Origin of the sequence: uncultured Rikenella sp. (assembly GCF_910579375.1) — a bacterium.
Classification (GTDB): Bacteria; Bacteroidota; Bacteroidia; order Bacteroidales; family Rikenellaceae; genus Rikenella.
On sequence record NZ_CAJTUJ010000056.1, the window covers coordinates 1 to 11,545 of the forward strand.

The 11,545-nt window shown below is 60.1% G+C and carries 9 protein-coding genes and 2 tRNA genes; 7 read left to right on the forward strand and 4 right to left on the reverse strand.

Translation table 11 applies throughout. The features are described from left to right. Positions 1 to 108: 108 nt before the first annotated feature. The 3 genes from rnc to QZ302_RS06080 form a co-directional block, all read right to left on the reverse strand. Entirely contained in the window at positions 109 to 840 is a 732-nt protein-coding gene (rnc, locus tag QZ302_RS06070) for a ribonuclease III (RefSeq protein ID WP_294593645.1), read from the reverse strand. Positions 841 to 936: 96 nt separating this feature from the next. Then, complete coding sequence (gene fabF / locus QZ302_RS06075; RefSeq protein ID WP_294593647.1) at positions 937 to 2,205, reverse strand: beta-ketoacyl-ACP synthase II; 1,269 nt, start codon at positions 2,203 to 2,205, stop codon at positions 937 to 939. 162 nt (positions 2,206 to 2,367) lie between these two features. After that, positions 2,368 to 2,604 carry an acyl carrier protein gene (locus tag QZ302_RS06080; protein ID WP_294593649.1) on the reverse strand — a complete coding sequence of 79 codons (237 nt, stop codon included), beginning with the start codon at positions 2,602 to 2,604 and terminating at the stop codon, positions 2,368 to 2,370. A 156-nt stretch (positions 2,605 to 2,760) separates the two neighbouring features. On the opposite strand from QZ302_RS06080, the gene purN reads away from it, so the two are divergent. Genes purN through QZ302_RS06095 form a run of 3 tightly spaced genes read left to right on the forward strand, consistent with a single transcriptional unit; the run spans position 2,761 to position 4,947 of the window. Further along, the gene (gene purN, locus QZ302_RS06085; RefSeq protein WP_294593651.1) at positions 2,761 to 3,363 is read left to right on the forward strand and encodes a phosphoribosylglycinamide formyltransferase; all 603 of its coding nucleotides are present in this window, start codon (positions 2,761 to 2,763) and stop codon (positions 3,361 to 3,363) included. Positions 3,364 to 3,379: 16 nt separating this feature from the next. Further along, positions 3,380 to 4,129 carry a hypothetical protein gene (locus QZ302_RS06090; RefSeq protein ID WP_294593653.1) on the forward strand — a complete coding sequence of 250 codons (750 nt, stop codon included), beginning with the start codon at positions 3,380 to 3,382 and terminating at the stop codon, positions 4,127 to 4,129. Positions 4,130 to 4,164: 35 nt separating this feature from the next. Then, entirely contained in the window at positions 4,165 to 4,947 is a 783-nt protein-coding gene (locus QZ302_RS06095; RefSeq protein ID WP_294593654.1) for a UDP-2,3-diacylglucosamine diphosphatase, read from the forward strand. Between the two features lie 23 nt (positions 4,948 to 4,970). On the opposite strand, the gene QZ302_RS06100 is transcribed toward QZ302_RS06095, so the two are convergent. After that, positions 4,971 to 6,194, reverse strand: coding sequence for a DcaP family trimeric outer membrane transporter (locus QZ302_RS06100; protein ID WP_294593656.1), 1,224 nt, complete (start codon positions 6,192 to 6,194; stop codon positions 4,971 to 4,973). A gap of 98 nt (positions 6,195 to 6,292) precedes the next feature. On the opposite strand from QZ302_RS06100, the gene dnaG reads away from it, so the two are divergent. From dnaG to QZ302_RS06120, 4 genes are all read left to right on the forward strand, one after another. Then, complete coding sequence (gene dnaG, locus QZ302_RS06105) at positions 6,293 to 8,332, forward strand: DNA primase (protein ID WP_294593658.1); 2,040 nt, start codon at positions 6,293 to 6,295, stop codon at positions 8,330 to 8,332. A gap of 117 nt (positions 8,333 to 8,449) precedes the next feature. Continuing rightward, positions 8,450 to 10,903 carry a bifunctional aspartate kinase/homoserine dehydrogenase I gene (thrA, locus tag QZ302_RS06110; RefSeq protein ID WP_294593660.1) on the forward strand — a complete coding sequence of 818 codons (2,454 nt, stop codon included), beginning with the start codon at positions 8,450 to 8,452 and terminating at the stop codon, positions 10,901 to 10,903. A gap of 49 nt (positions 10,904 to 10,952) precedes the next feature. Further along, positions 10,953 to 11,023 (forward strand) — tRNA-Gln (locus QZ302_RS06115). Between the two features lie 81 nt (positions 11,024 to 11,104). Beyond that, positions 11,105 to 11,175, forward strand: a tRNA-Gln gene (locus QZ302_RS06120). Positions 11,176 to 11,545 lie beyond the last annotated feature (370 nt).

The following is an 11,545-nucleotide window of genomic DNA, read 5'->3' on the forward strand; positions in this document are numbered from 1 at the left end:
AAAAGGAACCGAAAAAACTTTCAAGGATGCTGCGCATCCTAAAGCTGCCGACGGCCTTAACCAAGGCGGCAGCCTCGGCCCAACCCTTTACTTTAATAATCTGTTCCACTAACCTCCGATGCCGAGCTGCTTGTAAGCATCGTGTGCCGCGAGCTGTTCCGCCTCCTTTTTGGAGCGGCCGTCACCATAGCCCGCTTTCTCGCCGTCGATCCAAAGCTCAGACTCGAAATGGGGAGTCAGTTCGACGTGATCGGCACACTCCCGACTGCGAAACGCAATATTTCGGTGATGCTTCTGCCCCCACTCGATCATCCGACTCTTGAAATCTTTTTCGGTCTGCTCCAGCGCCTCCAAATCCACGTGGCGAGCGAACACCGACTCGATCAGCACCCGTCCCGTGGTCTCGTACCCCCGATCTAAATAGAGCGCCCCGACCAACGCTTCGAACGCGTCACCGTAGATGTTGTTCCGGCTCGCCACTAAGCTCGACGGGTGAGCGACGATCACGTCGTCGAGACCCAGCTCCAACGCCACCCGATTCAGCGTCTCGCGACTCACCATCCGCGAACGCAACTTGCTCAGAAATCCTTCGTTGGCCTCCGGATACTCGATAAAGAGAAGTTCCGACACCACCGCCTCGATCACCGCGTCGCCCAGAAATTCCAGACGTTCGTTATTGACCGTCCGACCGTCGTCCACCGTAACCGATGCGGAACGGTGCACCAAAGCCAGTTTGTAGAGCTCCACGTTGTTCGGAACGATGCCGAAGATGCGTCGTATCAGGCCGTAATAGAGCCGGTCGGAGGATGAAGACCGGCGAAAAAGACGATGCCAGATCATGAGGTGTATCGATGAAAAGAGCCCGGGCTGTCGCACGAAAAGCGCGACAGCCCGGACGAAATGTTAAGAGAAGCGGGTTTCCACGCAATCGGAAAACTACCGCACTTTTTTGAAAATCACGGTCGAGTTGTGCCCCCCGAAACCGAACGTATTGCTCAACGCGCAATTGATCTCCCGCCGCTGTGCCTTACCCAGCGTGAGGTTGATTTTCGGATCGATATGCGGATCGAGTTCGGTCACGTTAATGGTCGGCGGTACGATCCCCTTGTCGATGGCCATGATACAAGCCAGCGCCTCGATAGCCGCAGCGCCGCCCAAAAGGTGCCCGGTCATCGATTTGGTCGAACTGATGTTCATGTCGTAGATATGCTCCCCGAAAACCGTCTGGATCCCGGTGAGTTCCGGCCCGTCGCCCGCCGGGGTCGAAGTCCCGTGGGTATTGATATAGTCCACCTCTTCGGCAGCAATCCCCGCGTCTTTCAAGGCTTCGCGCATGGCGCGCGCAGCGCCCGAGCCTTCCGGATGCGGAGCGGTCAGGTGGTAAGCGTCCGCGCTCATCCCCCCGCCGACCACTTCGGCATAAATTTTCGCGCCACGGGCCTTGGCGTGTTCATACTCTTCGAGCACCAGAGCCCCTGCGCCTTCGCCCATCACGAAGCCGTCGCGACCCGTGTCGTACGGCCGCGAAGCGGTAGCCGGGTCGTCATTTCTGGTAGAGAGCGCCTGCATAGCGTTGAACCCTCCGATCCCCGCCTGATTGATAGCGGCTTCCGAGCCTCCCGATACGATGACGTCGGCTTTCCCCCACCGAATGAGGTTCAGGGCGTCGATAAAGGCATGGTTAGACGACGAGCAAGCCGAAACCGTACAGTAGTTGGGCCCGCGGAACCCGTATTTCATCGAGATATGCCCTGCGGCGATATCCGCGATCATTTTCGGGATGAAGAACGGGTTGTATTTCGGCGTCCCGTCGCCGTGGGCGTAGTTCATGACTTCGTTGAAGAAGGTCTCGATGCCGCCGATCCCCGAAGCCCAAACGACCCCTACCTGATCCAAGTCGATAGCGTCGATCGCTTTCCCTTCGGCATCGGTGAGCCCCGCATCTCCGAGCGCCTCTTTGGCTGCGACCAGCGCGAACTGGGTGAATCGGTCGTATTTGCGGGCCTCTTTGCGGTCGAAGTGTTCGTTGGGATCGAACCCTTTGACTTCGCAGGCGAATTGGGTTTTGAATTTCGAAGCGTCGAAATGGGTGATCGGAGCGGCTCCGCTGACCCCTTTTTCGAGGTTCTCGAAGTATTCTGCGGCGTTGTTCCCCAGCGGGTTGATCGTTCCGATACCCGTTACTACTACTCGTCTCAAGTTCATAAAGGATTTAAGTTGAATGGGAGTGATCCGACCGAAAGACGGCGGGCTACGTGCGAAAGCCGCCGGCGCCGCGGTTCGGGTCAAAACAGAGACTGTTCCGAACGCTATATTGCTAAAGTGTCCGAAACAGTCTTATACTGAGTCTACAACCGAATCGGTCGCTTAGTTCTTTTTGCCTTCGATGTAGGTGATGGCGTCACCCACGGTAGCGATCTTTTCAGCGTCTTCGTCCGGAATCGAGATTTCGAATTCTTTTTCGAATTCCATGATCAGTTCGACGGTGTCCAGCGAGTCAGCGCCCAGATCGTTGGTGAAGCTGGCGGTAGGAACCGCTTCCGAAGCATCCACGCCGAGTTTATCGACGATGATTTCGACTACTTTTGAAGAGATTTCAGACATAGTGTTCTTAATTTAGGTTTGACAATCTAAGTGCGTGTTTTCGGATCGAAATGTTGTCCCGACGCAGGACAAAAGTATGGTTTTTTTCTGAAATTCGGGCGGCGGGTCTGTTTTTTTTGTACTTTTATTTGCCGAATTCAACACAAACGACTCATTATGATTAACATAGCGATTTTCGCATCCGGTTCGGGGACGAATGCGGAGGCGATCATGCGGCATTTCGAGGGTTCGACGCGGGGACGGGTGGCGTTGCTGCTCTCGAACCGCGAGGACGCCTACGCTTTGAAACGGGCTGAGGGGTTCGGTGTGCCGACGGCGGTCTTCACGCGCGAGGAGTTCGGCGAACCGGGGGGACGGGTGGCATCGTTATTGCAGGAACACGGGATCGACTTTATCGTCCTGGCGGGTTTTCTGTGGCTGGTGCCTCACTATCTGACGGATGCCTATGCGGGACGGATCGTGAATATCCATCCGGCGCTGCTGCCGAAGTTCGGCGGGCGGGGGATGTACGGCGACCGGGTGCACCGCGCGGTGATCGAGGCGGGAGAACGGGAGTCGGGCATCACGATCCACTGGGTCAACGAACGGTACGACAGCGGGGACACGATTTTTCAGGCCACGGTGGCGGTGGACGCCGACGACACGGCGGAGACGCTTGCCGCGAAAATTCATGTGCTGGAGCACCGCCACTTTCCGACGGTGATCGAAGAGACCATCGCCGGTTTGCCGCCGATCGACACAAAACAGAACACCAAATAAGCTGACCGAGACAGAGATGGATTCCGTGACAACCATATTGCGCCGTTATCTGCTGCAACACCTTCCGGTGACGCTGGAGGGGGTGGGGACGTTGCGGACTTTGCGCAGCGGGGCCCAGTTCGCGACCGGGCGTCGGCTCGATCCGCCGCGGCGGATGCCGGAGCTGGTGCCGGAGGGAGAGCCGCTGACGGACGACGAGGGGGGATATACGGAGGGGGTACCGTTCGTGGAGATCATCGCGGCGGAGCTGGCTGTAGACCTGGCGACGGCGGCGGCATGGGAGGAGGAGTGGCGCGCCTCGGCCTGCGCGGAGGCCCGGGCACAAGGGCTGGCCGAGGGGTCGATGTGGCTCGACGGGGTCGGGACGATCGCCCTGCGCGAGACGGAGGGTTACGACGGCTATCTGCAACGCACGGCGGAGTTCTATCCCGATCCGGAGTTTCTGGAGCTGCTCAATCCGCTGCCGACGGAGCCGCTGGTGCTGCCTGTGGGGCGGTGGCTGGCGGACGGCAACGGGACGGCGGCGGAGACGGAGGCTGCCTACGCCCGAGGAGGGTATGACCGGAGGCGGAGCCAGAGGCGTCCGGGGCCGGGGCGACGCGGCGGCGGACGGCGGGGGCCGAGAGTGGCGCCGCCGAGAGAACGGAATCCACACAACTACACCGTCTCGTTTTTGGCGGTATTGATCGCTCTGGGGGCGTTGGGATATGTCTGCTATTACGTGTGGACCTACACCGACTGGCTGAGCGACCTGCTGCCGCGGTAACGCGACATCGGACTCGTCCGACTATCTTCATTTTTATGGCTTACTATTTCGCATCCGACGTCCATCTGGGACTCTCCTACCGCGACGAAGATCCGCGGGAGCGGGAGCGGCTGTTCGTGGCGTGGCTCGATGCGATCGAAGCGGACTGCGAAGGGCTTTTTCTGGCGGGCGACATTTTCGACTTCTGGTTCGAATACCGGCGGGTGGTGCCCAAGGGTTTCGCACGGACGCTGGGCCGGCTGGCGGCGTTCTGCGACCGGGGGATACCGGTACACTTTTTTGTCGGCAACCACGACTTGTGGATCGGCGACTACTTTGCGACCGAGATCGGCATGACAGTACATACGACTCCGGAGGTGTTCGAACTGTACGGAAAACGGATTTTCGTGGCGCACGGCGACGGGCTGGGGAAGAGCGGCGACTGGAAATACACCGTACTGCGCCGGATTTTCCACTGCCGGTGGCTGAGGCGGGTGGCGGCGGCGGGGCTCCATCCGAACACGATGATGCGTTTCGGACGGTGGTGGTCGTCGCACAACCGGCACGGGAGGACGGAGGGGGTGGCGCACGTTTTCCGGGGCGAAGAGGAGCCGATCGTGCGCTTTGCGCGGGTCTACGCCGCGGATCATCCGGAGACCGATTATCTCGTCTGCGGGCATATCCACACACCGATCGTACATCGGCTGGGGAGCCGGTGCGAAGTGGTGATACTGGGCGAGTGGATCGAACGACCGGCTTATGCCCGGCTGTCGCAAACGACGGAAGGAGACGGGGTTCGAATGGAGCTCGTCGCATGGCCGACGGGCGGTTCTCTATAATATCTTTATTCCCGAGACTTACTTTAGAATTTGAAGCGGGCCAGCAGCGTAACGCGGTGGTTCTGCGAATTTTCGTACCGTTCCGTCGGCCGGTAGTGGGCATCAAACGCCCGGCCCCACGAAGCGAGGCTGTACATATACTCCAGCCCGAACGAGAGCTGTTTGTAGTGGTACCACAGGCGCGGCGAGAGCCGGAAATACCAGTCGATCCCCTTGTCCGGAATCTCCGCCTCGGCCAGGTCGATCTCTCGGCCCGACCCTAAATTCTTCGTCCAGCCGGTCAGCAGGCCCGGCTGCCAGCCCTTCATGATCTTCGTTTCGAATCCGAGCCACATGGCGATCGTCTGCGTGGTCGTATAGCCGTAATCCGTCTCGCCGCGCTCCACATCCCTCAACCGCGGCCCGTATCCCCCCAGCATGCTGAGCGTCGAGAGGTCTTCGCCCCACATCGCGAAAGCGGTCAGTTTGTGTCCCCCGCCGAACGTATGGAGCCCGAAAATCGAGGCATTGAAAGCCGCCACCCGCCGGTGCGTCCGGATCGAATCCTCCGTCAGGTTGCGCGGCCGGATCGACTTCACGGCTCCACTGACACTCACCTTCGTCCGGTTGTCGCCGACCGACAGCCGCAGGGCGAAATCGGGCACCAGCCCATAGGCCTGCGCCTCGCCCTCCTTGCCGGTATAAAAGCCCGCCGCCGCGCTCAACCGAACGATTTCGCCCAACTTCCGGGAATACCGGATTTGCGGGATACGCGACTGGGGGTTGAGCGGCGTTCCGGCTCCGTGCGCCACCGTGTTCGGAAAGACCTCCTCCGGCACCGACAGGTTGTTGGTCTGGCCGATCATCAGCTGGCTCCGCTCCCAATTCAACGAGATATAAGCATGCCGCAGCCGCAGCACGCCGATGTTGCTGCCCGACCCCATGAAATCGGTTTCGACGTATCCGGCAGCCTCTCCGCCGAGGATGTCGGCCGCCGTGGCGGTGAAACGCAGCCGCGAATTGGCCACCCCGAACCGCAACGAATTTTCCCGGTGCAGATCCTGCCCCTGCGCGTTGTATTCCGGCGCGAGCGGGAAGTAGTAGAAAATGCCGCTGTTCGAGGCTTTCGAGGTGTACGAGTCGTGGAACAGCTGGGCATCGATGCGCCCCCCGAACTTGAATTTCACCCGTTTTTCAGTGCTGTCGGCAGCCCGGACACAAGCGATGCCCAGCAGGGTCGAAATAAAAACGGCAAGGATTCGTTTCATGCTTCGGAAGAGATTGAGAATCGGGTGCAAAAATAATATTTCCCGGAAAAAGAGCGACCCGCCGACCGAAGCCTAAAAACCGTAACTTTGTTCCCGTTATGATCGACCGCCAGACCGTAGACCGAATTTTCGCCGCCGCAGACATCGTGGATGTGGTGAGCGACTTCGTGACCTTGAAGAAGAAAGGGGTCAACTACCAGGCCTGCTGTCCGTTCCACAACGAAAAGACCCCCTCGTTCGTCGTCTCGCCCTCCAAGGGGCTCTACAAATGCTTCGGGTGCGGCAAAGGGGGCAACGCCATCAGCTTCGTGATGGAGCACGAAGGGCTGAGCTACGTCGAAGCCCTGAAATGGGTGGCCAAGAAATACGGCATCGAAGTCCGCGAGAAGGAACAGACCCCCGAAGAGCGCCAGCGCAACGACGACCGCGAGAGCATGATGGTCGTCACCTCGTGGGCCAACCAGTACTTCGAATCCCAGCTGCGGACGCCGGAGGGGGAGAGCATCGGCGTGAGCTACTTCCGCGAACGGGGGTTTACCGACGCCACGATCGCGAAGTTCCAGCTCGGCTATTGCCCCTCCAAGGGCGACGCCATGACCCGGGCCGCGCTGAGCGAGGGGTATCAGGAATCCTTTCTGGTGGGCACGGGGCTCACCATCAAACGGGAGGCAGCCAACGGCGGGGGATACTACGACCGTTTTTGCGGACGGGTGATGTTTCCCGTCCATTCGCTCTCGGGGCGCGTGATCGCGTTCGGCGGACGGACGCTGCGGACGGACAAGAAGGTCGCCAAATACCTCAACTCGCCCGAGAGCGAAATCTATCACAAGAGCAACACCCTCTACGGCATCTACTTCGCCAAGAAGGCCATCACGCAGTTCAACCGTTGTATCCTGGTCGAGGGCTACACCGACGTGCTCCAGATGCACCAGTCGGGGGTCGAGAACGTCGTGGCCTCGTCCGGGACGTCGCTCACGGTGGAGCAGATCAAGCTCATCAAGCGGTTCACCAAGAATGTGACGGTCATCTACGACGGCGACGCGGCGGGGATCAAAGCCTCGATGCGGGGGATCGACATGATTCTGCGCGAGGGGCTGACCGTGCGGTGCGTGCTGCTGCCGGAGGGCGAAGACCCGGACTCTTTCGCCCGGGCGCACAACGCCACGGAGCTGCAAGCCTATATTGAGGAGCAGGAAGAGGACTTCATCTCGTTCAAGACCCGGATTCTGCTGGGCGACGCGGCCGAAGACCCGATCAAGCGGGCGGAGGTGATCTCCAGCGTGGTGGAGTCGATCGCCACGATTCCGGAGGCGATCACGCGGTCGGTCTTTATCCGGGAGTGCGCGCGGAAGCTCGAAATCGACGAAGACATCCTGATTCGCGAGGTCGCAAAAAAACGAGTCACGATGGTGGACGGTCAGGCGGGGCGCGAGGTGGCAGAGAACCAGCGGCGCAAGGAGCAGTTCCTGCAACGGCAGGAGGGCGATCCGACCGCCGCGCCGTCCTATTCGCCGGAGGGGCTGTTCGCCGAGCCGACGGCACCGGTCGATCTCGCCCCGAAGCTCAGCTTCGCCGAACAGGGACTCAACCGCGAGCTGGAGCAGTTGGAACGGGAGTTGGTGGGCTACCTGCTTAAATACGGCGGCGAGAACTTCGACTTCGAGATGTCGCCCGCCGAGATCGTCTCGCTCAGTGTGGCCGAGACCATCATCGGCGACCTGGAGCTCGACCGCATCGAGATGCACAGCCCGCTCTGCCGGCAGATTTACGAAGAGTACGTCCGGATCTACCACGAAGAGAACCGGGCGCCGGAGGTGAACCGTTTCATCAACCACCCTTCGGCGGAGGTGGCGTCGCTCGTGGTGGATCTGCTGACCCAAGAGGAGACCTATGCCCCGAGCCGGATGTGGGAGCGCTACGAAATCCGCGTCTCCACCGAGCGCGAGCGGCTCGGCGAGGCCATACCCAAGGCGATCACGATCTATAAATCGAAAGTGGTCTGCTCGATCATCGCCTCGCTCCAGAAGGAGCTGCTCGGCATCCAGACCATGGAGGAGGCGCAGGAGATCATGCAACGCCTCGGCGCGCTGAACGAACTGCGGAAAAGCATCTACGAAAAATACCTCCGCACCGTCTGATTCCGGAGCGGCCCTCCCCTTCTTTTTTCCGCCCGCATCGCCTCCGGATGGCTGATATTTCCGGCAAAATGTCTATCTTGCGCGTTTCAACCACCGAACGAAAATCAGAGACAGGCGATGAAAGTCTTCAAATTCGGCGGCACCTCCGTAGGTTCGGCCGCCGGTCTGCAAAATATCCGGGAGATCATCGGCCGGGAGCCGGGCCGCGTAGCGGTCGTAGTCTCCGCCCTGGGCGGCATCACCGACCTCCTGTTAGCGACGGGCGCGGCGGCGGCCCAAGCCGATCCGACCTATCGCGACCAGTACGAAACCATCTGCCGCCGGCACCGGGAGGCGATCGCCGAGAGCGTGCCGACGCATTTGCAGGCAGAGACCTCGACACAGGTCGAAGCGCTGCTCGAAGAGCTCGGAAACATCCTCCGCGGCATCTTCCTCATTCAGGATCTCTCGCCCAAAACGACCAACACCGTCGTCGGCTACGGCGAACGGCTCAGCTCGCTGATCGTCAGCCGGATCATCGACGGCGCCGTGCTGCGCGACGCGCGCGCTTTCATCAAGACCGAGCCCTACTTCAACAAGCATATCGTCGATTTTACGCTGACCAACGAGCTGGTGCGCTCCACTTTTGCGGACGATGCGCGGGTGAGCGTCGTGCCGGGCTTCATCTCGTCGGACAAGACCACCGGCGAGGCGACCACGCTGGGACGCGGCGGTTCGGACTACACGGCGGCCATTATCGCGGCGGCGGTGGGGGCCGAGGCGCTCAACATCTACACCGACGTGGACGGTTTCATGACGGCCGACCCGCGGGTGATCGACAAGGCCTACCTGATCGAATCGCTGACCTTCGTCGAGGCGATGGAGCTCTGCAACTTCGGCGCGAAGGTCATTTACCCGCCGACGATCTTCCCGGCTTACAACCGGAATATCCCGATTTATATTCGCAACACTTACCGGACGGAGTGTCCGGGGACTTACATCTCCCGCGAGGTGACCGTCCCGGTGGCCGGGCGGGGCGACATACACAAGGCGATCAAAGGGATTTCATCGATCAACGACAGCTGCCTGCTGACCATCCGCGGGCTGGGGATGTGCGGCGTGATCGGCGTCAACTACCGGATATTCAAGGCGCTGGCGAAGGCGGGGGTGAGCGTCTTCATGGTCTCTCAGGCATCGAGTGAGAACACCACCTCGATCGGCGTCCGGCGCGACGACGCGGAGCGGGCCCGGGAGGTACTGAGCACGGAATTCGCCCAGGAGATCGCCACGGGCGAGATCGACGAGATCATGCTGGAGTGCGACCTCGCGACGGTAGCGATCGTCGGCGAGAACATGCGCCACTGTCCGGGGATCGCCGGCAAGCTGTTCGGGACGCTCGGACGGAACGGGATCAACGTCATCGCCTGCGCACAGGGGGCCAGCGAGACCAACATCTCGTTCGTCGTCAAGGTCGAAAGCCTGCGGAAGACGCTGAACGTCATTCACGACTCGTTTTTTCTGTCGGAGTATCAGGTGCTGAACCTCTTTCTGACCGGCGTAGGACTCGTAGGAGGCTCGCTGATCGAGCAGATTCGCTCGCAGCAGGAGGAGCTGTTGCGAACGAATGCCCTGAAGATAAACGTCGTAGGTATTTCGAACTCGCGGCGCAGCATTTTCGACCGCGAGGGGATCGACCTGTCGCAGTATCGCGAACGGCTGGAGACAGAAGGCATTCCCACCACGCCGCAGACCATCCGCGACCGGATCGCGGAGATGAACATCTTCAACTCGGTCTTCGTCGACTGCACGGCCAGCCCGGAGGTGGCGGAAATCTACGGGGATCTGTTGGGACACAACGTTTCGGTGGTGACGGCCAACAAAATCGCCGCATCGTCGGCTTACGACCACTATGCGGCGCTGAAAAACACAGCCCGGACGCGGGGCGTCAAGTTCCTTTTCGAGACCAACGTGGGGGCGGGGCTGCCGATTATCAACACGATCAACGATCTGCGACACAGCGGGGATACGATTCTGGGACTTCGGGCGGTGCTGAGCGGGACGCTGAACTACATCTTCAACGTCCTGTCGGAAGAGGTTCCCTTCAGCCGGGCGGTGGCGATGGCCAAGGAGGCGGGCTATGCCGAGCCCGACCCGCGGATCGACCTCAGCGGGACGGACGTGGTGCGCAAGCTGGTGATTCTGGCCCGCGAGTCGGGCTACGCGGTGGAACAGGCGGATGTGGTGAAAAACCTGTTCGTTCCGGCCTCGATCTTCGAGGGTTCGACGGAAGATTTCTGGGCCAAGGTGCCGCAACTGGACGAGGAGTTCGAACGTCAGCGGCGCGTGCTGGCGGCAGAGGGGAAACGGTGGCGGTTCGTGGCGTCGATGGAGAACGGCCGCTGTTCGGTAGGGCTCGAAACGGTCGAGGCGGGACATCCGTTCTATGACCTGGAGGGTAGCAACAACATCATCCTGATCCGGACGACGCGCTACGACGAGTATCCGCTCCAGATCAAAGGGTACGGCGCGGGGGCTTCGGTGACGGCGGCGGGGGTCTTCGCAGACATTATGTCGATCGCCAACATTCGATAATTTGGCGGTTTCACAGAAAAACGCTACTTTTGCCGTGCGAAAGCGGTTCTGACCCATGGTGTAATGGTAACACAGCAGATTTTGGTTCTGTCGTTCCAGGTTCGAGTCCTGGTGGGTCAACACTTTTTTTGCGGATTTTGTTGCTGGTTTCGATCAGACGCATTAAATTTGCAGCGAATCCTCCTTTGAAAGGGATTTTATTGACCCGTGGTGTAATGGTAACACTACAGATTCTGGTTCTGTCTTTCTGGGTTCGAATCCTAGCGGGTCAACACGCCTGATCAGGCCGACGGCATCCTATTTAGCGGTAGGATGCCTTTTTTGTTGCCTGATGGCAGAAGTATTTTCGTTCTTTGTTTTCAGAAGGCGGTCACGAACAGGCATATCATGTTTGAGGTCGAGAGGGGGACTGAGGTAATCGAGGGTAGAGGCGGCTGGTTTGTGGGTAATTCAGGGTAGAGGCAGCCGTGGGGGCAGAGGCAATCCGGTTCGAGTGCTGAACGGCACCGCCCCGGGCTACCGCGACGCGGGGTACTTCAATGCTCCGGGCAGACTGAGCGGTGTCGGTAACAACGGGTTCGGCTGGTCTTCCGCGACGAGCGGTATCTACGGCTTACATTTGAGTTTCTACGTGACGTGGCT